17 protein-coding genes and 1 tRNA gene are annotated in these 22,973 nt (G+C 73.2%); 9 read left to right on the plus strand and 9 right to left on the minus strand.

The features are described from left to right. Positions 1-42 precede the first annotated feature (42 nt). Both OG514_RS07010 and OG514_RS07015 read left to right on the plus strand, forming a co-directional pair. The gene (locus OG514_RS07010) at positions 43-1,374 is read left to right on the plus strand and encodes a VWA domain-containing protein (protein ID WP_266891968.1); all 1,332 of its coding nucleotides are present in this window, start codon (positions 43-45) and stop codon (positions 1,372-1,374) included. 41 nt (positions 1,375-1,415) lie between these two features. Next, positions 1,416-2,891, plus strand: a complete 1,476-nt coding sequence (locus OG514_RS07015) for an FHA domain-containing protein (RefSeq protein ID WP_266891970.1) — start codon at positions 1,416-1,418, stop codon at positions 2,889-2,891. Here OG514_RS07015 and OG514_RS07020 read toward each other — a convergent pair whose 3' ends face one another. Continuing rightward, the gene (locus tag OG514_RS07020; protein WP_266891972.1) at positions 2,892-3,890 is read right to left on the minus strand and encodes a methyltransferase domain-containing protein; all 999 of its coding nucleotides are present in this window, start codon (positions 3,888-3,890) and stop codon (positions 2,892-2,894) included. A gap of 85 nt (positions 3,891-3,975) precedes the next feature. Here OG514_RS07020 and OG514_RS07025 point away from each other — a divergent pair, with 85 nt between their 5' ends. The 5 genes from OG514_RS07025 (at position 3,976) to OG514_RS07045 (ending at position 12,781) form a co-directional block, all read left to right on the plus strand. Further along, positions 3,976-4,380 (plus strand): globin, encoded by a 405-nt coding sequence (locus tag OG514_RS07025; RefSeq protein ID WP_266891974.1) that lies wholly within the window; start codon positions 3,976-3,978, stop codon positions 4,378-4,380. A gap of 360 nt (positions 4,381-4,740) precedes the next feature. Continuing rightward, positions 4,741-8,091, plus strand: coding sequence for an FtsX-like permease family protein (locus OG514_RS07030; protein WP_266891976.1), 3,351 nt, complete (start codon positions 4,741-4,743; stop codon positions 8,089-8,091). 101 nt (positions 8,092-8,192) lie between these two features. Then, on the plus strand, positions 8,193-10,988 hold the full coding sequence (locus tag OG514_RS07035) for an FtsX-like permease family protein (protein ID WP_266900772.1): 2,796 nt from the start codon (positions 8,193-8,195) through the stop codon (positions 10,986-10,988). Further along, positions 10,985-11,986, plus strand: a complete 1,002-nt coding sequence (locus tag OG514_RS07040) for an ABC transporter ATP-binding protein (RefSeq protein WP_266891978.1) — start codon at positions 10,985-10,987, stop codon at positions 11,984-11,986. Before OG514_RS07035 ends, OG514_RS07040 begins: the two co-directional genes overlap by 4 nt. A gap of 48 nt (positions 11,987-12,034) precedes the next feature. Beyond that, positions 12,035-12,781, plus strand: coding sequence for a hypothetical protein (locus OG514_RS07045; RefSeq protein ID WP_266891980.1), 747 nt, complete (start codon positions 12,035-12,037; stop codon positions 12,779-12,781). Here the strand turns inward: OG514_RS07045 and OG514_RS07050 are convergent. The 8 genes from OG514_RS07050 to OG514_RS07085 all read right to left on the minus strand — a co-directional run bounded on the left by OG514_RS07050 (position 12,687) and on the right by OG514_RS07085 (position 22,077). Then, positions 12,687-13,112 carry a GNAT family N-acetyltransferase gene (locus tag OG514_RS07050; RefSeq protein ID WP_266891982.1) on the minus strand — a complete coding sequence of 142 codons (426 nt, stop codon included), beginning with the start codon at positions 13,110-13,112 and terminating at the stop codon, positions 12,687-12,689. The genes OG514_RS07045 and OG514_RS07050 overlap by 95 nt on opposite strands. Further along, positions 13,112-13,786, minus strand: a complete 675-nt coding sequence (locus tag OG514_RS07055) for a hypothetical protein (RefSeq protein WP_266891984.1) — start codon at positions 13,784-13,786, stop codon at positions 13,112-13,114. The genes OG514_RS07050 and OG514_RS07055 overlap by 1 nt, the downstream gene beginning before the upstream one ends. Then, positions 13,783-14,205: a thioesterase family protein gene (locus OG514_RS07060; RefSeq protein ID WP_266891986.1), complete on the minus strand. Its 423-nt coding sequence runs from the start codon at positions 14,203-14,205 to the stop codon at positions 13,783-13,785. Before OG514_RS07060 ends, OG514_RS07055 begins: the two co-directional genes overlap by 4 nt. Before the next feature lie 2 nt (positions 14,206-14,207). Then, a complete protein-coding gene (gene ettA / locus OG514_RS07065; protein ID WP_266891988.1) occupies positions 14,208-15,872 on the minus strand; it encodes an energy-dependent translational throttle protein EttA in 1,665 nt (554 codons plus the stop codon). Positions 15,873-16,180: 308 nt separating this feature from the next. Then, a complete protein-coding gene (locus OG514_RS07070; protein WP_266891990.1) occupies positions 16,181-17,623 on the minus strand; it encodes an LAETG motif-containing sortase-dependent surface protein in 1,443 nt (480 codons plus the stop codon). Between the two features lie 226 nt (positions 17,624-17,849). Beyond that, on the minus strand, positions 17,850-18,374 hold the full coding sequence (locus OG514_RS07075) for a single-stranded DNA-binding protein (protein WP_266891992.1): 525 nt from the start codon (positions 18,372-18,374) through the stop codon (positions 17,850-17,852). A 168-nt stretch (positions 18,375-18,542) separates the two neighbouring features. After that, positions 18,543-20,216 (minus strand): GTPase, encoded by a 1,674-nt coding sequence (locus tag OG514_RS07080; protein ID WP_266900773.1) that lies wholly within the window; start codon positions 20,214-20,216, stop codon positions 18,543-18,545. A 250-nt stretch (positions 20,217-20,466) separates the two neighbouring features. After that, on the minus strand, positions 20,467-22,077 hold the full coding sequence (locus OG514_RS07085) for a dynamin family protein (RefSeq protein WP_266891994.1): 1,611 nt from the start codon (positions 22,075-22,077) through the stop codon (positions 20,467-20,469). Between the two features lie 302 nt (positions 22,078-22,379). Here OG514_RS07085 and OG514_RS07090 point away from each other — a divergent pair. Next, a tRNA-Arg gene (locus tag OG514_RS07090) sits at positions 22,380-22,452 on the plus strand. Positions 22,453-22,541: 89 nt separating this feature from the next. After that, the gene (locus OG514_RS07095; protein WP_266891996.1) at positions 22,542-22,943 is read left to right on the plus strand and encodes a hypothetical protein; all 402 of its coding nucleotides are present in this window, start codon (positions 22,542-22,544) and stop codon (positions 22,941-22,943) included. Positions 22,944-22,973 lie beyond the last annotated feature (30 nt).

Below are 22,973 nucleotides of genomic sequence, written 5' to 3' on the forward strand. Positions count from 1 at the left end.
CCCTTCACCGTTTGACCGTTGTTGCCCGAGGAGCCGTAACAGATGGCGAACTTCTCCAAGTCGACCGTGCCGCAGTTCTCGGTGGACGTCTACCAGAACGAGTTCCTGCCCGAGGGCGGCCGGGACGTCAGCGCGATCGTCACGGTCACCTCGACCGGGGGCGGCACCAGCGGCCGACACCCGCTCGCCCCGATGGGCGGCGGCGCGGCCGGTGTCGTGATCATGGTCGACTGCTCCGGTTCGATGGACTACCCCGCCACCAAGATGCGCGGCGCGCGCGAGGCGACCGCCGCCGCCGTCGACACCCTGCGCGACGGCACTGCGTTCGCCGTGGTCGCCGGCACGCACGTGGCGAAGGAGGTCTACCCGGGGAACGGCCGCCTCGCCGTCGCCGACGCAAGGACCCGGGCCGAGGCCAAGGAGTCGCTGCGGCGGCTGAGCGCGGGCGGCGGTACGGCGATCGGCACCTGGCTGCGGCTCGCGGACCGGCTGCTGTCCTCCGCCGACCTCACCATCCGGCACGGCATCCTGCTCACCGACGGCCGCAACGAGCACGAGACTCCTGAGGAGCTGCGGGCCGCGCTCGACGCCTGCGCGGGCCGCTTCACCTGTGACGCGCGCGGCGTGGGCACCGACTGGGAGGTCAAGGAGGTCACCGGGATCGCCTCTGCACTCCTCGGCACCGCCGACATCGTCGCCGACCCGTCCGCCCTCGCCGACGACTTCACGTCGATGATGGGGAACGCGATGGGCAAGGGCGTGGCCGACGTCGCGCTACGCCTGTGGACCCCGGTCGGGGTGGAGATCAGCTTCGTGAAGCAGGTGGCGCCGACGGTCGAGGACCTGACCGGGCGGCGTACGGAGGCCGGGCCGCGCGCCGGGGACTACCCGACGGGCTCGTGGGGCGACGAGTCCCGCGACTACCACGTGAGCGTGCGGGTCCCACAGGCCGCCGTGGGCCAGGAGATGCTGGCCGCCCGGGTCTCCCTGATCGCGCCGGACCCGCTGGGCGGCGACCCCAGGCCGCTGTCCCAAGGACTGGTACGGGCGGTGTGGACGGACGACCTGGCGATGTCGACGTCGATCAACCCGCAGGTCGCGCACTACACGGGCCAGGCCGAGCTGGCGGACGTCATCCAGCAGGGGTTGGATGCCCGCAAATCGGGCGATCACGACGGCGCGACGGCGAAATTGGGCCGCGCCGTGCAGCTCGCGGCGGCCTCCGGCAACGCGGATACGGCGAAACTGCTTTCGAAGGTGGTCGACGTCGTCGATGCGGCGACCGGTACTGTGCGTTTGAAGGCGAAGGTCGCGGAAGCGGACGAGATGACACTCGAAACCCGCTCCACCAAGACCGTTCGCGTCAAGAGGTAGCCCGGCCAGCGGGCCGGACGACGAGAGGGGGAAGCACCGACATGCCTACCTGCCCGAACGGACACCAGTCGGTCTCCGACGACTGGTGCGAGGTCTGCGGCCATCGCATGGCCGGGGCGGGTGCGCCGACGGGTGCCGTACCGCCGCCTCCCCCGCCGCCACCCCCCGCGTACGGATATCCCGGCCCCGGCGGCCCTGGCCAGCCCCCGGCGGGCCCGCCGACCGGCGCCCCCGGCGGGTACGGCGGCCCTGACGGCCCCGGTGGCTACGGCGGTCCCGAAGGTCCCGGTACTCCCGGCGGCTACGGCGGCCCCGGTGGCCCCGGTGGCTATGGTGCTCCCTCCGCCCCCGGTGGCTTCGGCCCCGGTGGCGACCCGAACGCGACGGCCCAGGCGGAGCTCTGCCCGCAGTGCCGTACCCCGCGCGAGCACATGGCACCGTTCTGTGAGGAGTGCCGCTGGAACTTCCTCACGAACACGGCGACCTCGTACACGCCGGTGGCCCCGCAGAACATCCCGTCGCCGCAGCGCCAGCAGGGCCCGCCGCCCGGTCTGAACCTGCCGCCGGGCTTCCAGTCCACGCCGCCGCCCCCGCAGGGACAGCAGCCGGGACAGCCGCAGCCGCAGGACCCCTTCGGTTACCAGGGCTCGCGGCCCTCGCAGGTGAACCGTCCCGCCGAACCGCTGGGCGGCGACGCCACCCACCACCAGGCCCCGCCGCAGCGCCCGCCGGCGCAGCAGCAGCCCGGTCCGGCGGGTCAGGGCGACCCCTTCGGTCCTCCCGGTCAGGGTGACCCCTTCGGTCCTCCCGGTCAGCAGCCGCCCGCGCCTCCGGCGTACCTCCAGACCCCGTCCGCACCGCCGGCCGCTCCGGTCCAGGCCCCGGCGCCGCCCGCGCCGCCGCAGCCGCGCGCGGACGACGACTGGGTGCTTTCGCCGCCGTCGCAGCATCAGGCACCTCCGCAGCCTCCGCAGCACCAGGGGCCCCCGCCGCACATGGCGCCCCCGCCGCCGCACCAGGGGCAGTACGAGGCTCCCCAGCACCAGGCCCCGCCGCCCCCGCCCCAGCACCAGGCGCCTCCGCAGCAGCAGTTCCAGCCGCCGCGGCAGCCACTGTCCTGGACCGCGGTGATCGGCCCGGACCGCGAGTACTTCATGGCGATGATGCAGCGCAGCGGTCCGGAGGCCGGGGGCCTGAACCTGCCCGCGTACTCCCCGGACAAGCACCTGCCGCTCCAGGGCAACCAGATCTCCATCGGCCGCCGCCGGCACTCCACCGGCGAGTCCCCGGACATCGACCTCTCGGTGCCGCCGGAGGACCCGGGCGTCTCCCACCAGCACGCCGTGCTGGTGCAGCAGCCGGACGGTTCGTGGGCGGTGGTGGACCAGAACTCCACCAACGGCACCACGATCAACGGCGGCGAGGAGCCGATCCAGCCCTACGTCCCCGTCCAGCTCCAGGACGGCGACCGGGTGCACGTCGGCGCCTGGACGACGATCACGATCCGCGTGGGCTGATCAGAGCCCTTCCGAGGGCCGGTGCCGGCCCGGCCCGGGTCCTCGTGCGGCCTCGGGCAGGGACCAGGCGTACGGCCCTCCGGGGTCGTCCAGCCAGGCCCACTGCCGGTCGCCGCTGACCGTCACACCGAAGCGCTCCCGCTCCGGCCGCCCCTCGCGCAGCCAGAGCGAGAGCGCTTCGCGTCTGTCCAGGGCCTGGTCGACCAGGCCCCAGAAGAAGCGGAAGCGTTCGTCCCCGGCGGGGCCGTGGCGCGGGACGCGGCCGGCGACGCCCCGGAGCGCCACGAAGTACGCCGAGGTCGCGAGGAACCGTCCCTCCGCGTGGGAATCGTCGTGCACCCGCAGCAGGACGAGCCCGGTGGAGAGTGGGGCGAGCACGAGGGCGCCGGTCCTGCACTGGGCGAGCCAGGGGTACGGGATCGAGGGCATCGCGCAGGTCGCCACGATCCGGTCGAAGGGGGCGCGCTCGGGACAGCCGCGGGCCCCGTCGGCGGCGACGACGGTGGGCCGGTATCCGGCGGCGGCCAGATGGGTCCGGGCGGACTCGGCGATCTCCTCGTCCAGATCGACGGTGGTGACGTGCTCCGCGCCGAGGCGGTGGCAGAGCAGGGCGGCGTGATAGCCGGTCCCGGCGCCGATCTCCAGGACGTCGTCCCCGTCGCGTACGTCGAGGGCGTGGAGCATGAGGGCCATCAGGGAGGGCTGGCTGGCGGAGGAGACCAGTTCCCCGTCCCGTACGCGGGTGGCGATCGCGGTGTTCGCGTAGGCCCCGCGCAGCCAGCGGTCCCGCCGCTCGGGCTCGGGGTCGCCGGACCAGAGCCGCTCGTAGCCGCCGGTGCCGGGGACGTAGTAGTAGGGCACGAAGAGATGGCGCGGGACCTGACAGAAGGCGTCCCGCCAGACGGCATCGGTGAGCTCGCCCTCCGCCTCGATCTCCCGCACGAGGGCCCGTCGCGCCGACGCGCCGGCCTCGGCGAACTCGTCCCGCCGCTCACCCATGCCTCCACTCTCCCGCCGCCCGGGGGCCCCGGCGAGCGGTCCTGGGCCTCACGTCCTAGGACCGGTCATCTGAGACGATGGAACGGTGAACGAGATTCCCGGGGAAACAGTGCAGGAGCAGACCTTCTACGAGCAGGTCGGCGGCGAGGCGACCTTCCGCCGCCTGGTCCACCGCTTCTACGAGGGCGTCGCCGAGGACCCGGTGCTCCGCCCGATGTACCCCGAGGAGGACCTCGGCCCGGCGGAGGAGCGCCTCGTGCTCTTCCTGATGCAGTACTGGGGCGGCCCCCGCACCTACAGCGACCACCGCGGCCACCCCCGCCTCCGCATGCGCCACGCCCCGTTCACCGTGGACCAGGCGGCCCACGACGCCTGGCTCCTCCACATGCGCACGGCCCTCGACGAGCTCGCCCTGGCCCCCGAGCACGAGCACGAGCTGTGGCGCTACCTCACCTACGCGGCGGCCTCGATGGTGAACACGGCCGGCTGACGGCCCCCGGGTCACTCCAGACGAGGCTCGATTCGCGTCGGCAATCGCACGATTCCGGTCAACGGCCCGAATCACGGTGCAGTTCATCGGCCACGGTGGCCGGCGGGTGGCTCGCCGCCCGGTTCACGCACCGCTGAGTGCCGCACGAGGACTGACGAAGCACGGCCCGGATCACCCCCACCACCCACGGACGGACACATTCCGGAGTCGGAACCCCGAATAACGGTCACGATCGCATCAAGGTGGGCCCGTAAGCGGTTTCCAGCGGCATACGCACTCTGAAAGCATCCGAGAGAAGTTTCGGGAGCGTTCGGAACGTGTTCGACGTGCGCACCGTGATCAGGGTGGCCAGGGGGATGGGTGACGGGGTTCGTATTTCTGCGCGTCAGGGCACACCGGCTGCTGCTCTCCGCGGCACTGCTCGCCGTGCTCCTGACGACCTCGGTGCTCGCCACCCTCGCCTCGTTCTCCGGGGCGATCGGGGACGCCGCGCTCCAGGCGGGGCTGCGGGGGCGGTCTGCCGCCGCGGCTTCGCTCCTGGTGAGCGGGCAGGTGCCGGCCGCCAAGCGGGAAGGGGCGGAGAAGGCCGTACGGGAGGGGATGCGGAAGACCTTCGACGGGCTGCCCGTGACCGTACGGCGGCTCGAACGCTCGGGGCCGTACGCGCTGCCCCGGAGTCTCCAGCCGCCCGCCGCCCGTAAGGGCGACCCCGACCTCACCCACTTCACCGCGCTCGACCGCTCACGGCTCTCCCTCGTCAAGGGCGCCTGGCCCTCGGCCGCACGGCCGGCCGGAGTGGTCGAGACGGCCGTGCCCGAGGAGGCCGCGCGACGGCTGAAGATCGGCCCCGGGAGCGTGCTCGACCTGACCGACCGGCTCGACAACCGGAGACTGAAGGCCCGGATCACCGGCGTCTACCGGCCCGTCGACACCGCCGACCTCTACTGGCAGCTGGATCCGGCCGGTGGCCGGGGTGTGCGGACGGTCGCGTTCACGACGTACGGGCCGCTGCTCGTCGACCCTGCCGTCGTCGCCTCCGGGGCGCTGAGCCCCGGCGAGACGTCCTGGCTCGGCTCCGCCGACTTCACCGGCTTCACCACCGACCGTATCGACGCCCTGCGCGCCACCGCGACCGAGGGCCCGAAGGCGCTGGCCGACGCCCCCGACCGCTTCGGCACGACGATCTCCGCGTCCACCGCGCTCCCGACCGTCCTGGATCAGACCCAGCGGGCCCTGCTCGTCTCCCGCTCCACCCTGCTGATCGTCGCCGTACAGCTGGTGCTGCTCGCCGCGTACGCGCTGCTGCTCGTCGCCCGGCTGCTCAGCACCGAGCGCTCCGGTGAGACCGCGCTGCTGCGGGCCCGCGGCGGTTCGCGGCGCCGGATCGCCGGTCTCGCCGCCGCCGAGGCGCTGCTCCTCGCCCTGCCGGCCGCGATCGCCGCCCCGCTCCTCTCGGGGCCGCTGACCCGGCTCTTCGCCGAGCGGTCCGCGCTCTCCTCGCTCGGCGTACGGCTCGACACCACCCCCTCGCTCCAGGTGTGGCTGGTCGCCGCCGCCGTCGCCCTGTGCTGCGCCGCGGCCGTCGTCGCGCCCGCGCTGGCCGCCGGGGACGGCTCCACGGTCTCGCTGCGCAAGGCCCGCTCGGCCTCCCTGCCCGGCCCCGTACGGGCCGGGGCCGACCTCGGACTCCTCGCCATCGCCGCCGTCGCGTTCTGGCAACTGCAGCGGCCCGCCGCCGCGGGCGGCACCCTCGGTGCCGACGGGGACGGCGGCGGCTCCATCGACCCGGTGCTCGTCGCCGCGCCCGCCCTCGCCCTGCTCGCCGGCACCGTCCTGACGCTGCGTCTGCTGCCGCCCGCCGCCAAGCTGGCGGAACGGCGCGCGGCCGGCGGGCGCGGCCTCTCCGCCGCCCTCGCCGGCTGGCAGTTCAGCCGCCGTCCGCTGCGCGGCGCCGGCCCGGTCCTGCTCCTCGTCCTCGCCGTGGCGATGGGCATGCTGGCCATCGGACAGAGCGGCTCGTGGGAGCGTTCGCAGCGGGACCAGGCCGACTTCCGCGTCGGCTCGGCCGTCCGCGTCCTCAGCGCCGGCCCCGGCGAGCCCACCGAGACCGAACAGCTGGGCAAGGTGCCCGGCGTCCGCGCGGTGGCTCCGGTGCACCGCACCACCATGGACGTGGCCGGGAAGAGCGCGACCGTCCTGGCCGTGGACACCCGCAACGCCGGTGGAGTACTGCTCCGCTCCGACCTCGCCGACGTCCCCGTCCGCTCCCTGCTCTCCCCGCTGGCCCCCGAGGCCACCACCCGCCCCGGCCTCCCGCTGCCCGCCGGCACCCGCACCCTCGACGCCGACCTCCGGCTCGCCGGGCCGAAGGGCGCCGCCCAGGTCACGGCGGTCCTTGAGGACCCGAACGGCGTCCCGTACCGGCAGACCCTGGGGCCGCTGCCCGACGACGGCCGGACGCACCGGCTGACCCTCGACCTCGGCGCCATGACCGCGGGATCCGACGGCAACGACGGAACCCTCGGCTCGACCGGCCTGCTCACCCTCATCGGTCTGGATTTCACCGGTACGGTCGCCGACGGCGCGAAGGGCACCCAGACCCTGCACGTCGAGCGGTTCGGCGTCGTCGGCGCGGACGGCGCCGAGAAGGTCCACGCCCCTGGACAGGTCCTCACCTCCTGGACGCACTCCTTCAAGCAGTCCAAGGGCGGCACCCTGGCCGAGACCCCCACGTCCGGTGTCCCCGGCGCCGCGAAGCCGGGCGGCCGCCCCGCCCCGTTCACCCTCACGTTCGCCGTCACCGGCGCACCCCTCGACGTCCCCTACTGGGCCACCGAGGAGTTCGTCCTGCGGCTGAACGCCCCCGGCCCGAAGGCACCCCGCAAGCTGTCCGCCGTGGCCACCGGGACCTTCATGACGGCGGCCGGCGCCAAGCCCGGCGACCTGATCGAGGTCACCCTCGGCGGCCGCCGCGTCACCGTCGCCGTCGACCGGGTCGTCGAGGAACTGCCCACCACCGGCCCGGGCGCCCAGGCCGCCTCCTCGACCGGCCCCGCCGCCACCCCCGAGGACGGCGGCGCGATCCTCCTCGACCTGGCCTCCGTCAACCAGTACCTGTCCACCGACGACGGCCTGAGCGTCTCGGCCACCGAGTGGTGGCTGACCGTCGAACCCGGCCGGGCCGACGACGTCGCCACGGCCCTGCGCGCCCGGCCCAACGCCGACCCCGCCCAGGTCCTCGTACGCGACGAGATCGCCGCCGACCTGCTCGGCGACCCGCTCGGGGCCGGCCCCAACGCCGCACTCATGGCCGTCGCTGCCGCCGCCGCCGCGCTCGCCGCCGTCGGCTTCGCCGTCGGCTCGGCCGGCGCGATGCGGGAACGGTCCGCCGAGTTCGGCGTCCTGCGGGCGCTCGGCGCGCCCCGCCGCCGCCTCGCCCGGCTGATCGCCGCCGAACAGGGCCTGCTCATCGGCATCGGGCTGCTCATCGGGATCGGGCTCGGCACCGTCCTGGCCCGGGCCGTCGTCCCGCTGATCGTCCTCACCGGGCAGGCCACCCGGCCCGTACCCCCGGTCCTGGTCGAACTGCCCGTCGGCCAGGTGGCCCTGTTGCTCGCCGGCGTCGCCGCGCTGCCGCTCGCGATGGTCGTCGCGATCGCCCTGCGGCGCACCGACCCGGCCGTGACACTGCGCCACCAGGGGGAGAACTGATGTCCGGCACGGCCGCGGAGAACCCGGATCCGAGCAGGGAGAACCCCGACCTGAGCAGGGAGAACCCCGACACACCCGCCGTACGCAGGAAGGCCCCCGACATGCCCCGGTCCCGGTCGTCCCGGTCCGACAAGCCCGCCCGCGCCGTGGCGCCCTGGGTGCGGACCCGGCTGCGGACCGCGCCCTGGGCCGCGGCCTCCCTCGCGCTCCTCGTCCTCGTCACCGCCTATCTCGCGGCCGCGCTTCCCCGCGCCGTGGACGCGTACGAGACCGAAGGCCTGCGGCACGACATCACGACGGCCGCGCCCCGAAACCGCGTCCTCGAAGTGACCGCCGCGCTGCCGGTGTCGACACGCGCCGCGGACGTCTCCACTCCGGTCCTCCGGAAACAGCGCGACGAGCTGCGGGCCCTGCTGCCCGAACCCCTGCGGACCGATCCGAAGGAGACCGTCCACGGCGTCCGTACGGTCAAGCGGGTCGAGGGGCTCGACCCGTGGCTGCCCCGACCGGACGGCATCTCCCCCGAGCTCGTGCTCTCCTCCCCCTCCGACCTGACCGGTCACACCACGCTGCGGAAGGGCCGGCTCCCTGCGGGCACGGCCGACCGGCCGGAGGCGGTCGTGACCGCGAAGACCGCCGATTCACTGCGCCTGAAGCCCGGTTCCGTCGTCCACGTGCCCGGCCGGATCAGCGCGGAGCCCATCGCCGTCACGGTCACCGGGATCGTGGAGCCACGCGGCCCCGAGAGCCCGTACTGGGCCGTGGAGCCGCTACTCCGCACCCCGGTGCTCGCCCCGCTGGTCGGCCAGGAGATCAAGTACTACTGGCAGGGGGCCCTGCTCCTCTCCCCCGCCTCGGCGCCCGCCGTGCTCAACACCCTCGGCGATCCGGAGATCTTCTTCCGCTTCCTGCCTACCTCCGGGCATCTCACCGGGCGCGACACCGACCGGATCACCGCCGCGCTGGACTCGGCGACCGGCGGGCCCGACCTGGTCAGGATGCGCAAGGTCCTGGGGGACGCCGGCGCGCTGACCACCGACCTCGACTCGATCGTCGACTCGTACGGCTCGATGCGCCAGGCGATCACTCCGGTCGTGGCCGTCGCCGTCTTCGGGATCGGCGCGGTCGCCGCGGTCGTCCTCGCCATGACCGGCGGCCTCTTCGTCGCCCGCCGCGACAGCGAACTCGCCCTGATCCGCTCCCGAGGCGCGTCGCTCACCGGCATAGGCCTGCGGCTGCTCGGCGAGACCTCGGCGGTCGCCGTACCGGCCGCGGCGCTCGCGCTGGGACTGGCCGTGGCGACGGTACGGGGGCCGGACGGCGGGTCCGGCGGGATCCCCCTGCTCCCCTCGGTCCTCGCCGCCTCCGCCGTCGCCCTGCTCGCGATGCTGGTCCTGCCGCTGCGGGCCGTCGTCGTGCACCGGCGGCCGCGGCTGCACGGCGGGCGCGACGACCTGCTCACCGCTCGCCCCTCCCGGCGCCGTACGGTCCTCGAACTCACCCTGCTCGTCCTGGCCGTGGGCGCGGTCGCCTCGCTGCGGCTCCGTGGCACCGGCGACGACTCGGACCCGCTGGTGAGCGCCGCCCCGGTGCTCGTCGGCCTGATCGCCGCCATGATCCTCGTACGGATCTATCCGCTGCCGCTGCGGTGGGCCGCCCGCCCGGCCCGCCGGCTGCGCGGGGCCGTCGGCCCGCTGGCCCTGGCCCGCGCCGGACGCACCTCCTCGGCGGGCACGCTGCCCCTGCTCGCACTCGTCCTCGCCCTGACCACGGCGGCCTTCGGCGGCTCGGTCCTGGCCGGCGTCGCCGACGCCCGCGACCGGGCCGCGCTCCTCGCGACCGGCGCGGACGCCCGGATCGACGGCTCGGTCGAGTGGACCCCGCTGCCGGCCGGCCTCACCGAGGCGGTACGCGACACGGCAGGGGTACGGGACATTGCGCCGCTGCAGATCGAGTACGGGGTGTCCCTGCCGTCCTCCCAGGGCGCCTCCGCCCCGCCGATGAGCTCGGCGCTCGTGGGCGTCGAGCCGGACTCGTACACCCGGCTCGCGCGGCGGACCGGTTTCGGCCCGTTCCCGGCGGCGCTGCTCGCGTCCACGGGGAAGGGCGGCAAGGAGGTCGCCGCGGACACGGAGCGGGTGCTGCCCGCGATCGCCTCGCCGTCGGTCGCCGAGCGGCTCGGCGGCTCGCCGCAGGAGATCGTGACGGCCGCCGGAGTGTTCCGGGTGAAGGTCGTCGCGGTCCGGACGGCCACCCCCGCCCTGCAGGGCGCCGACTTCCTCCTCGTCAACGCCGCCGACCTCACCCACCGGACGAACACGGCGCTGCTCGTCACGGGCCCGAAGGACGGCGCCGCGCTGCGGGCCCTGGTGAAGGCGAAGTCCGACGCCCTCCTGGTGACGATGCGGACCGAGGAGCGGGCCACCTATGTGGACTCCCCGCTCCAGTCGGGCGCCGAGCGGATGTACCTCGGCGCGATCGGCGCGGGCGCCGGATTCGCCGTGGTGGCCGTGCTGCTCTCCCTGATGCAGAGCGCGCCGGAGCGGACCACGCTCCTCGCCCGGCTGCGGACGATGGGCCTGACCCGCAGGCAGGGCCGGCGGCTGCTCGGTCTGGAAGCGCTGCCGCAGGCGGTCCTCGCCGCCATCGGCGGCACACTCGTCGGCTGGGCGACGGTGCCGCTGCTCGCCCCCGGCATCGACCTGTTCCGGCTCGCGCTGGCGACGACCCCGGGCTTCGCCCCGCTGGACAGCGCGCCGCTGCGGGCCGACCCGTGGTCGCTGGTGGTGCCGGCGGTCGCGGTCGTCCTGATCACGGCGTCGGCGGCGGCCGGACAGGCATGGTGGGCGGGGCGCAGGGGCTCGATCAAGGAACTCAGGGCAGGAGACGCACGATGACGAAGACCGACACGTCGAGCCGGGCCGACGCGGCGGGGTCCGCCGCGACCGGGGCCGCTGCGGACACCACCACCCTGGAGGAGCTGGAGCGGAAGGCGACCGCGCATCGCGACCGGCCCACGTTCGGTCATGACGCGCTCATCGCCTGCGACCGCCTCGTCCGGATCTTCACCACGGACGGGGTGGAGGTGCAGGCCCTCCAGGGGCTCGACCTCCTCGTGAAGGAGGGCGAGTTGATGGCCCTGGTCGGCGCCTCGGGTTCCGGCAAGTCGACGCTCATGAACATCCTCGCGGGCCTGGACGTGCCGACCGCGGGTGCGGCCCGGGTCGCCGGGGCCGACCTCCTCGCGATGGACGGCAAGGCGCGGCTGCGCTACCGCCGCGAGGTCGTCGGCTTCGTCTGGCAGCAGACCGCCCGCAACCTCCTGCCGTACCTGACGGCCGCCCAGAACGTGGCCCTCCCCATGCAGTTGAAGGGCCGCTCCAAGCAGAAGGCCGAGCGGGCCGAGGAACTCCTGGCGATGCTGGGCATCGCGGACGCCCGCGACCGCCGGCCGCACCAGCTCTCCGGCGGCCAGCAGCAGCGGGTGGCCATCGCGGTCGCCCTGGCCAACAACCCGGCGGTGCTCCTCGCCGACGAGCCGACGGGCGAGCTGGACTCGGCCACCGGCGAGCAGGTCTTCGCGGCCTTCCGCCGCGCCAACGAGGAACTGGGCACGACGATCGTGATCGTCACCCACGACCAGGCGGTCGCCTCCGAGGTGCGCCGCACGGTCGCCATCCGCGACGGCCGCACCTCCTCGGAGGTCCTGCGCCGCACGGAGGTCGACGAGCAGGGCAAGGAGTCCCTGGTGGCACGGGAGTACGCGATGCTCGACCGCGCGGGCCGGCTCCAGCTCCCCGCGGACTACACGCAGGCGCTCGGAATGGAGCACCGGGTGGCCCTGGAGCTGGAGCAGGATCACATCGGGGTGTGGCCGGACGACGCGGAGGGCTGAGCAACCGGGCGGTGCGTCCGGACGTCCCACTCCGGGGAGGTGATGTCCATGTCATCTACGAATACCGGGAGCTCGGCGGGCTCGGGGAGCTCGGCGGGCGCGAGCGGTTCGGCAGGCGCAGGGCGTTCGGCGACCACGGGCGGTCACGCGGGCGGAGGCGCGGGGACCTGGGCCGCCACTCTTCTGCCCGCGTTCTGCGCGGTGGCCGTCTACGCCTGGTCGGCCTGGTCCTTCGGGTCCGCGTCGGCGCCGTCCACCACGGTCGCGGTCTCGGTCGGCGGGGCGGCGATCCTCGTCGCGGCGGTGGCCTACTATCTGCTCGTCGACGGGGTCATGGGCCTCTGGGGCGCGCTGGCGCTGGTCGGCGCGCTGCTGCTCACGGTGGCCACCGCCGATCAGTGGGCCTCGCGCGGGGCGGTCGCGGACTGTGTCGTCGTGAAGGTCCACGAGGAGAAGCACGTATCGGTCGGTGAGGGCGGCGGCGAGCGGACCGTGTACCGCCACACCCTGCGCTGCCCGGGCGGCTATCCGTCGGCCCTGTCGGAGAACCGCCGGGTCGCCCCGGACGGCGGTGAGGTCCGGGTCGCCTACGATCCGCGGCGGCGGGTGGCACCGGCGGTGGAGGGCTCCTCCCCGCCGTGGGGCCAGGCGTTCCTCGCCCTCGTGCTGCTCGCGGCCGCGACGGCGGGCGCGCGGAGGTTCAGCCGAGCGGGCCGACGGGAGCGAGAGGCTCGTTCAGGTTCATCAGGCCGGCCGCCGTCGACCGGAAGCCGCACCGCTCGTGGAAGGCGGTGAGGTGGGGTTCGAAATCCACGTGCAGCCAGTGCGCGCCCCGCTGCCGGGCGGCTCCGGCGGCGGCCCGTACGAGGGTGATGCCGAGCCCCTGCCGGCGCTCGTCCGGGTGGACGGTGGTGTCGAGGAGGAAGGCGTGCACGCCACCGTCGCCGACGACGTTCACGTACCCGACGAGCCTCCCGGCACGGCGGGCGGTGACCCGGAGGAGGCTGCGGGCGAGGACGGGAGAGAAGTCGGTGTCCTGGTGGCCGGGCCAGCCGGCGCGGAAGAGGACGTTGAGCTCGTCGCCGGTGAGAGGCCCGTCGACCTCGATCTCCCTCGCCGTCTCCATTACAGGGAGACCCCGGGAGTGACCGTCAACGACATGGGCACCGTACGGAGCACGATCGAGCCGTAGGGAGTACGCAGCCGCAGCCACGGCCCGGAGGCGAACAGCGCCACGGACGCCTCCGTGTCCACGGGCGGCAGGAAACCGAGGGACTGCGCGGCGTGCACGGCCCGCAAGGGGAGCCCGGTGGCACCCAGGGTCCTGGACCAGATGTCGCGGCCGATCCGGTCGCGCTCGGCCCTGGTACGCCGCTCCTCGGGCAACTCCTCGTCCCGCGCCCGGAATTCGGCGACGGCCGCGGCGACGGCGCCCCGCATCTCGGCGGCGCCCGGCAGTCCGGCGACCGGCTGCCAGCCGGCCCGCGGCGGGAGGACGCCGGCCCACGGGGGCCCGGTGACGGAGTCCGGGACGACGGCCTTGCCCGCCGACTCCTCGATGCCTTCGAGGAGTTCACCGGCGGACACGGTGACGTCGAGCTCCACGGCGTCGACGAGTCGCGCCGTACGGATCGCGAGCACCTCGAAGGACGGCGGCCGTCCGAAGACGGCCAGCGCCCCGCCGCCCGCCTGGAGGCGGACGGCGGCGGCCCGGTCGTAGTGAACCAACCGGGTCAGGAAGGCGGCGAGGGCCGCCGCCTCCCTGGCGTCGGCGAAGTGCAGCGGCGCGAGGACGGTCATGCTGCGGACGTCATCCCGTCGTCGACGTACTCCTGGAGGAACTCGCGCTCCTCGGAGGTGATCCGGCGCGGACGCTGGGCCTCCAGGTCGAAGGGCACGACGACCGTGGACGCCCGGACGTACGTGACGTCCGCGTCCTTGACCTCGTACGCGATCGTCAGCGACGCCGCGCCTATCTTCGTGACCCAGGACTCGATGGTCACCGGCTCGTGCCGGTGGACCAGCGGCCGCTTGTAGTCGATCTCGTGCCGGGCCACGACGGACCCGCCGGAGAACGAGGGGGAACCGTCCCCCGGCGCGAGCCGGAACATGAAGTCGATCCGCGCCTCTTCCAGGTACCGCAGGAAGACGACGTTGTTGACGTGCCCGAAGGCGTCCATGTCCGACCAGCGCAGGGGACAGCTGTAGATGTGGCGCACGCTCAGCCTCGGGTCAGCTTCTTGTACGTGGCGCGGTGCGGACGGGCCGCGTCCGGGCCGAGACGCTCGATCTTGTTCTTCTCGTACGACTCGAAGTTGCCCTCGAACCAGTACCACTTGGACTCGCCCTCGTAGGCGAGGATGTGGGTGGCCACCCGGTCCAGGAACCACCGGTCGTGGGAGATCACGACCGCGGCGCCGGGGAACTCCAGGAGGGCGTTCTCCAGCGACGACAGGGTCTCGACGTCGAGGTCGTTGGTGGGCTCGTCGAGGAGCAGCAGGTTGCCGCCCTGCTTGAGGGTGAGCGCCAGGTTCAGACGGTTGCGCTCACCACCGGAGAGGACACCGGCCGGCTTCTGCTGGTCCGGACCCTTGAAGCCGAACGCGGAGACGTACGCCCGCGAGGGCATCTCGACATGACCCACGTTGATGTAGTCGAGCTCGTCGGAGACGACGGCCCACAGCGTCTTCTTCGGGTCGATGTTGGCGCGGGTCTGGTCGACGTACGAGATCTTGACGGTCTCGCCGACCTTGACGGAGCCGGAGTCCGGGGTCTCCAGACCCTGGAGCATCTTGAAGAGCGTGGTCTTGCCGGCGCCGTTCGGGCCGATGACACCGACGATGCCGTTACGCGGGAGCGTGAAGGACAGGTCGTCGATGAGGACCTTGTCGCCGAAGGCCTTGGAGAGGTTCTCGACCTCGACGACGATGGAGCCCAGACGCGGGCCCGGCGGGATCTGGATCTCGTCGAAGTCCAGCTTCCGCATCTTGTCGGCCTCGGCCGCCATCTCCTCGTAGCGGGCGAGACGGGCCTTGGACTTGGTCTGACGCCCCTTGGCGTTGGACCGCACCCACTCCAGCTCTTCCTTGAGGCGCTTGGCGCGCTTCTCGTCCTTCTTGCCCTCGACCTTGAGGCGGGTGGCCTTCTTGTCGAGGTAGGTGGAGTAGTTGCCCTCGTAGGGGATCGCGCGACCGCGGTCGAGCTCCAGGATCCACTCGGCGACGTTGTTCAGGAAGTAGCGGTCGTGGGTGACCGCGACGACGGCGCCGGAGTACTTCGAGAGGTGCTGCTCCAGCCAGTTCACCGACTCGGCGTCGAGGTGGTTGGTGGGCTCGTCGAGGAGGAGCAGGTCCGGGGCCTCGATGAGCAGCTTGCAGAGCGCGACACGACGCTTCTCGCCACCGGAGAGGTTGACGACCGGCCAGTCGCCGGGCGGGCAGCCCAGGGCGTCCATGGCCTGCTCCAGCTGGGCGTCGAGGTCCCAGGCATTGGAGTGGTCCAGGTCCTCCTGGAGCTTGCCCATCTCTTCCATCAGGGCGTCGCTGTAGTCGGTGGCCATGAGCTCGGCCACCTCGTTGAAGCGCTTGAGCTTGCCCATCTGCTCGGCGGCGCCGTCCTGCACGTTCTCCAGGACGGTCTTCGACTCGTCGAGCTTCGGCTCCTGCATGAGGATGCCGACGGTGAAGCCGGGCGACAGGAACGCGTCACCGTTGGACGGCTGCTCAAGGCCAGCCATGATCTTGAGAACGGTGGACTTACCGGCACCGTTCGGGCCGACCACACCGATCTTCGCACCCGGCAGGAAGCTCAGCGTCACGTCATCGAGGATGACCTTGTCGCCGTGCGCCTTGCGCGTCTTGCGCATCGTGTAGATGTACTCAGCCAAGAGAAACCGTCCGGCAAGGAGTGAGTGGGCAGATACACCCCATCTTGCCTGACCGCCACCCCCGGGCGGAAACCGGTAAGGCGGGAGCGGGGGCTCGGGCGGGGCCGCAGCGGGGCCGCGCCCGGCTCGTTTCGGGGCCGTACCGGGCGGTAGGGGGCGGAAACGTGGCCCGGACGTGCGACGACCCCGGACGCTGACGCGTTCCGGGGTCGTGCGGTGATCACGGGGCGATCACGATGTGACGCGGATCACTCCACGGGATCGAGTGGCTTCCCGGTGCCGGCGGGGCCGGCACCGGGGGCCTGGGATCAGGCGCCGGCGGTCTTCTTCTTGCGGAGGAAGAACACCGCACCGCCGCCGATCACGACGAGCGCGGCGGCGATGCCGGCGATCATCGGAGTGGCGTTGGAGCTGCCGGTCTCGGCGAGGTCGCCGCCACCGGTCGTGGTGGTGCCGGTCGTGCCCGTGGTGCCGCCCGTGGTGTCACCGGTCGTGGGAGCGGTGGTCGACGGGGAGGGCTCGGTCGAGGGCTCCGTGGAGGGGGTCTCGGTCGGCGTCGGGCCGGGGGTGGCCGTCTTGCAGTCCAGGACGCCCTCGAAGGTCTCCTCGAAGCCGTTCGGGCCGGTGATGGTGAACTTGTACGCCTCGTCCTCGGCGAGCGGGACCAGGATGGTCTTCGTCTCACCGGCGGCGATGGAGTACGAGGTGCCCTTCAGGTCGAAGGTCCAGGCCTCGTCGCCCTTGTTGGAGGCGATGACCTCAAGGCCACCCTTGGCGCAGTCCTTGGCGACCGTGACGGCCGGGACGGCACCCTTCTTGGCCCACGTGGCCGAAGCCTTGGCGGTCACGGTGGACTCGCTGGAGCCGGCCAGGATCAGGGTCTGCGACGGGCCGTCGATGGAGACGAACGCGCGGCCCAGGGAGACCTTGGTGGCGGCCTCGGCGGTCAGCTCGGCGACGCCGTCGGCGGTGCCGGCCGGAACGTCGAAGAAGACCTGGTCGCCGTTCTTGGCCTCGGTGACGGGCTTGCCGTCCTTGTCCACGATCTTGACGCCGTCCGGGGTGCCCGGGGCGGTCGCCAGCTTGGCGATCGAGGCGTTGGTGGAGACGGTGATCGGGCCGAGCCGGTCACCGGCCTTGCCCGCGACCGAGGACGGGGACAGGGACAGGGAGGCCTTCGGCTCCTCAAGCTTGACCGCGTCCTTCAGGAGCGACTCGGTCAGCTTCCGGGCGTCGGGGCTCTTCGGCGTCGCCGTCACGTCGTCGGACAGGGTCCAGATGGCGGCCTGCGTGGCCGCCGCGGCCTCGTCCTTCGACAGGTCGACGTCGAGCTTCTTGCCGAGCTCCTCGGCAGAAAGCTTCGGGTAGCCGTTCTCCAGGATCCAGAGGATCTTTCCGGCGTTGTCGTTGTTGTGCAGGGAGGACTCGTCCCAGCCGACTTCCTTGTAGTCGAAGTCGTGCTTGGCCGGCGTACGAAGGTCGATGCAGTAGGTCTGGAGAGTTCCCCCGCCCTCGACCTGCATCTTGAAGAGGCCGCCCTTGACGCCCCACTTCGAACCGTTCTTCTCGGCGATCTCGACGTCGTCACGGTCGGTCATGCCGCCGAGCTTCGCCGTCACGCCACCGGTGCCCGGGGCACCGTCGTCGGCCAGCGCCGGGCCGGCCGTCGCTATCGCTCCGGCGATCACAAGGCCGGAGACGAGGGTCGCGGCGGCAAGGCGGGCAGCGCCTCGCCCACGAACTGAATACATTGCTTTCCCCTCCGAGGCGAGCTGCTCCGCGAACATGGTTGATTCGCGTGGGGGGAGCGCACGCCAGCAGATCACAGACCCGATGGGCTCACGTGCCACATGAGTACCCGGGAATCCTAGGGATGCGGAACCCCCCCGGTGCCCGGCCATACGGTCAGATAACCATTCCGACTCGGAATCGTTATCACGCAGGGCGAGTTGGTCGACAAATCGCCACAACTCAAGGTCAGGGAACGGTCACCAACCGAGTTGCCGACTCCGTCACGGCGTCCGCCGCCGCCACCGCCCACGGATCCCGCTCCGGTGCGGGCCCGAGCGCCGGGCCCGGTTCGAGATCCGACCCGTCCCCCGGCTCCCGCTCCACCGCCGTCCTGAACTCCGGCCTCGGCTCCGGCCGCGCCGTCCGCCGGAAGGCCGCCGTCCCCCGGCTCAGGTCGTGGCCCACCGCCAGCGCGGCCACGTCCACGAAGGTCTTGCGCTGTCCGTCCCGCTCGTCCTCACGCACCCTCAGCCGGCCGTGCACCACGAGCGGTTCCCCGACCGACACCGAGGCCGCCAGATTCGCCCCCAGCGAGCGCCAGGCCGACACCGTGTAGAAGCTGGTGGGCCCGTCGGACCATAGCCCCTTCTCGCGGTCCCAGCGGCGGGCGGTCACCGCGAATCGGAACCTGGCCACCCCGCCCGTGGCCGTGCCCCGGTACTCCACCGCCGTCGCCACGTTGCCGACGAGCGTCACGGTCGTGTCGTTCATGGTCCCGTCCCCCACCCTGCGTTCCCGCTGCTGGCTCTTCTCCGGTTCTTCTCCGGTCGGGCACCATCGTGGTGCCGCGGAGAGGATCCCGCCGGGGGCTGTGGACGGCCGCAGGAATGTGGACAACTCCCCCACCCGAAAGGGCGGATCCGAGGAGCGGAAGTGCCGCTACCTTCCCCGGACCCCCGTCCGCGTCGCACCCAGCCGGCCCGTACCGCCGCGGCCTCCGCCGACGATCCGGGCCGAGGGGCGCGTCCCCACCACGGTGGCGTACTGCTCGCGCACCTCCCGGTAGCGCATCAGCTCCGCCGCCACCGGGTCCAGCACCCGGGCCCGGCCGCAGGCCGCGGCCGCTTCGCGCAGGCGGCGTTCGGCCTCCTGTCCGTACCGTCTGGCCGGGCCCTTCACGGCCCCTTCGCAGGCCCATTCGACGAGCGGTCCGCCGACGATGCCGCCGAGCATCACGAGCACCGGCGGCAGCAGTCCCGGTTCCACGACGCCGACGATCTGCCCCACCAGCCACAGCGCGCCGAAGATCTGCAGGAGCGTCATCACGGCCTGGGCGAGGACGGCGGCGGGCCACCACGCGGGGCGGGGCGGCCGGGCCGCCGCGTCGCCGATGGTGACCGTCAGTTCGTCCAGGGCCTCGGGCAGACCTGCCGCGCCGCGCGCGGCCGCCTCGCGTACCGCCTGCGCCCAGGGGGTCGGGAGCCCGTGCGAGGCCTCGTCGGCGACGATCCGTACCGCCTGCTCCACGCGCTGGCGTGCCGTCAGTTCGTCCTCGACCGGGGTGGCGAGGTGCGGGTGGGTGGGGCCGTGCTCGCGGATCCGCTCGTACCAGCGGTAGAGCCGCAGCCAGGGCGTGCCGCAGGCACGGATGGCGCCTCGGCGCCAGACCCGTTCGGCGGCCTCGCCCGCGGCCTGGGCGCCGACGGCGACGGCGAGCCGGTCCGTGAAGGCGTCGCGGGCCCGCTCGTCGAGGCCGGGCCGTCCGTCGGCGAGGTAGGCGGGGCGCAAGCGGGCGGCGGCCGCGTCGACGTCGGCGGCGAGTCGGCGTTCGGGGGCGGAGCGTTCCTGGACGAACCCGGCGATCATCTCCCGTAGTTCGGGCACTCCCTCACCGGTCAGCGCGGAGACGGAGAGGACGGTGGCGCCGGGTTCGCCGTGCTCGCCGAGCGCGACACCGTCCTCGTCGAGGAGGCGGCGCAGGTCGTCGAGGACGAGGTCGGCGGCCTCCGTCCCGAGCCGGTCGATCTGGTTGAGGACGACGAAGGTGACCTCGGCGTGCCCGGCGAGCGGCCGGAGGTAGCGCTCGTGGAGGGCGGCGTCGGCGTACTTCTCGGGGTCGACGACCCAGATGACGGCGTCGACGAGGCCGAGGACCCGGTCGACCTGGTCGCGGTGGGCGGTGACCGCCGAGTCGTGGTCGGGGAGGTCGATGAGGACGAGCCCCTGGAGCCCGGTGTCGGCGGCGCCGCCCGCGAGGGGCCGGCGCCGCAGCCGGCTGGGGACGGCGAGCCGGTCGAGCAATCCGGCGGCGCCCTCGGACCACGAGAGCGCGATGGGCGCGGAGGTGGTGGGGCGGCGCAGTCCGGTCTCGGATACGGGAACGCCGGCGAGGGCGTTGAAGAGCGTGGACTTGCCGCTGCCGGTGGCGCCGGCGATCGCGATCACGGTGTGCCGGGAGGAGAGCCGCTGCCGGGCGGCGGCCTCGTCGAGCACCCGCCCGGCCTCGGCGAGGGCCTCGCTCTCGACCCGCGTACGGGAGAGCCCGACGAGTTCGTGGAGGGCGTCGAGGCGGGTACGGAGGGGCCCGCCGTAGTTCCCGCCGAGGGGCGGCATGGTGTCCGGCTCGTCCAGGTCGCCTCCGCCTCGCGGCACGTCGGCGGCGACGGCGGCGCCCCGCTCACTCGCGCGGCGCGCGATCAGCCCGTCGTCCCAGCGGACGGCACGGCCGGGCGCACCCTCGCCCTGCCGCCCCCGCTCACCGTCCCGGCCCGCCCGGCCCGGCTCACCTTCCCGGCCCGCCCGGCCCCGCGCACCCTCGTCGTCTCGGCCTCCGGCATCCACGTCCACGTCCACGTCCACCACGTCACTTCTCCTTCTGCAGTACGGAGAGCGCGGCGATCAGCTCCGCCTGCGGCTCGGGGGTCACATCGAGCGCTTCGAGGGGCGCGAGGCGCCGGTCGCGTTCGGCGTGCAGGACACGGTCGACGTACGAGAGGACGAGTTCGCCGCCCTTGTCGCGCAGCCGCAGGGCGGCCTGGGCGCCGAGGAGTTCGGCGAGGCGCTCGCCCGCGGCCCGGGTGCGCCGGCCGCCGAGGAGGGAGGCGGCGAGGAGGGCGGCGACGGTGTCGCCCTCGGGGACGGCCGTACGGGAGGTGGAGGGGCGTTCCACGGTCCGCACCTCGTCCTCGGCGAGTTCTTCGAGGACGCGGCGCCAGCGCCGTACCTCCACGCCGATCCGCTCGGCCGTGTCGCGGTCGCCACCGGTGCGGGCGGGGCCGAGGGCCTCGGAGGCGGGTTCGCGGCGCCAGGCGTCGCGGACGCGTTCCTCGGCGGCGGAGACGGCGCAGTGGAGGAGGGCGGCGAGGGATTCGGCGAGGGCGTCGAGCAGTTCGTCGGCGGTGCTGTCGCGGGGGTAGGCGCGCCAGCGGGTGCGGGCGTCCCCGGCGAGGACGGCGCCGCGGCCCAGCTGTTCGCGTACCCGCTTGGCCTGTTCGCCGTACGCGGCCTCGACGCCGCCGCCGAGGCGGACGGCGGCGGCGTACTGGGCTGCGACCGCGCCGGCCAGTTCGGGGAGCCGGGCGTCGAGGGAGTCGATGACGCCGCCGGCGGTGCGGTCGGCGGCCTGCTGGCGGGCGGCGGGGTCCTCGGCCCGGTGGGCGAGCCAGCCGCGGAGGGCGGCGACGGCGGAGTCGGGGAGCAGCCCACTGCCGCCGTCGGCGGATTCGGGGAGCTCGGGGATGGTGAAGCGGGGCACATCTCCGAGGCCGGCCTTGTCGAGCAGGGCCTCGTACTGGCGGGAGACCTCGCCGATGACCGTGTGGGGGACGCGGTCGAGGACGGTGACGAGGGTGGCGTCGTACTCCTTGGCGGTACGGAGCAGATGCCAGGGGACGGCGTCGGCGTACCGCGAGGCGGTGGTGACCATCACCCAGATGTCGGCGGCGCAGATCAACTCGGAGGCGAGGAGCCGGTTCTCGACTACCAGGGAGTCGATGTCGGGCGCGTCGAGGAGGGCGAGGCCACGGGGCATGGAGGCGGCCGTCTCGACGCGCAGGGAGTTCTCCTCGGGGGGCGCCTCGTCGGCGGGGTGGTCCTCGTCGGCCTGGGGCAGCCAGACGCGGGTGAGCTGGGGGAGGACGCGCATCCCGGCGAACCAGTGGTGGTCCTCGGGGTGGCAGACGAGCACGGGGGTGCGGGTGGTGGGCCGGAGCACGCCCGACTCGCTGACGCGCCGCCCGACAAGGGAGTTGACGAGGGTGGACTTGCCGGCGCCGGTGGAACCGCCGACGACGGCGAGGAGCGGGGCGTCGGGATCTTTGAGCCGGGGCACCAGATAGTCGTCGAGTTGGGCGAGCAACTCGGCCCGGGTCTGCCGGGCGCGTGGTGTGTCGGGGAGGGGGAGGGGAAGACGCACGGCGGCGACACGGTCGCGCAGGGCGGAGAGTGCGTCGATCAGCTGAGGCCGTTCGTCCAAGGTCACCACATGCGAAGAATGCCCAATTTATGAGTGTTTTTGAAGCCTATTGCGGCCCTGCGCGCCGAAGAGAGGGGTGGTGACCGGAACCTCAGGCATAACGAGTGCACAACACCCGCCCCGAGCGGCGCGAAAAGCGCTGCGCGAATCGCACCTGCCTGCGATTATCGTTCCGCTTCACCGAACCTCCACATCGTGCCACGCAGGTGAAGCAACCGGGCCAAGGCGATCGGAGCCCTATCCTTGTCCCGACAGGCCACACCCCACCCACAAGGGGCTCCTGGCCACACGGCCACCACCCGGCCCCCGTAGCTCAGTGGATAGAGCAGGTGCCTTCTAAGCACTTGGCCGCAGGTTCGAGTCCTGCCGGGGGCGCTCCGCGCAAGACCCTCCTTCGGGAGGGTCTTTTTGCTGGTCGCCGAAGAATGCGGGTCCGGCCCGGCTGGCGCGTTCATCATGGGCCGATGAGCAGATTCGCCGAGGTCGTCGTCCTGGCGCGACAGGCCGAAGAGGTCATGGAGCCTCTTACTCGCCCCGACGAGAACCGGGACTGGCATCAGTGCTTCACGCGCGTGGACGACCACGTTTTCGCCGGGCTGGGCACGTCGTCCGAGGAGTGTTACGCGTGGGTCGTCCAGTTCATCCGCCACAACTGGAGCGGGTTGCTGGGTCACCTGGAATCTCTGGCCTGGCCACAGCCGACCTCCGTCCAAGTCCTCGTTCGCGACGAGGACGACGACTGCTTCGGCCTGTGGATGATCCATGACGGCAAGCTGGTGGAAGTGACGCTGCCGCGCACCGTGCGAGAGCCCTTCTCGGCGTCCGTCACCGGCGTGCTCACTCGGACCGACCGAACGCTTCCGTGACGGCCCAGCCACCCCTCCCCCGTGGGTGCC

The sequence above is a fragment of the Streptomyces sp. NBC_00572 genome (genome assembly GCF_026341815.1).
GTDB lineage: Bacteria > Actinomycetota > Actinomycetes > Streptomycetales > Streptomycetaceae > Streptomyces.

Coding starts and splice junctions, on each gene's coding strand:
- OG514_RS07010 (WP_266891968.1), top strand. CDS start 43: ATGGCGAACTTCTCCAAGTCGACCGTGCCGCAGTTCTCGGTGGACGTC.
- OG514_RS07015 (WP_266891970.1), top strand. CDS start 1,416: ATGCCTACCTGCCCGAACGGACACCAGTCGGTCTCCGACGACTGGTGC.
- OG514_RS07020 (WP_266891972.1), bottom strand. CDS start 3,890: ATGGGTGAGCGGCGGGACGAGTTCGCCGAGGCCGGCGCGTCGGCGCGA.
- OG514_RS07035 (WP_266900772.1), top strand. CDS start 8,193: ATGCCCCGGTCCCGGTCGTCCCGGTCCGACAAGCCCGCCCGCGCCGTG.
- OG514_RS07040 (WP_266891978.1), top strand. CDS start 10,985: ATGACGAAGACCGACACGTCGAGCCGGGCCGACGCGGCGGGGTCCGCC.
- OG514_RS07045 (WP_266891980.1), top strand. CDS start 12,035: ATGTCATCTACGAATACCGGGAGCTCGGCGGGCTCGGGGAGCTCGGCG.
- OG514_RS07050 (WP_266891982.1), bottom strand. CDS start 13,112: ATGGAGACGGCGAGGGAGATCGAGGTCGACGGGCCTCTCACCGGCGAC.
- OG514_RS07055 (WP_266891984.1), bottom strand. CDS start 13,786: ATGACCGTCCTCGCGCCGCTGCACTTCGCCGACGCCAGGGAGGCGGCG.
- OG514_RS07070 (WP_266891990.1), bottom strand. CDS start 17,623: ATGTATTCAGTTCGTGGGCGAGGCGCTGCCCGCCTTGCCGCCGCGACC.
- OG514_RS07075 (WP_266891992.1), bottom strand. CDS start 18,374: ATGAACGACACGACCGTGACGCTCGTCGGCAACGTGGCGACGGCGGTG.
- OG514_RS07080 (WP_266900773.1), bottom strand. CDS start 20,216: ATGCCGCCCCTCGGCGGGAACTACGGCGGGCCCCTCCGTACCCGCCTC.
- OG514_RS07095 (WP_266891996.1), top strand. CDS start 22,542: ATGAGCAGATTCGCCGAGGTCGTCGTCCTGGCGCGACAGGCCGAAGAG.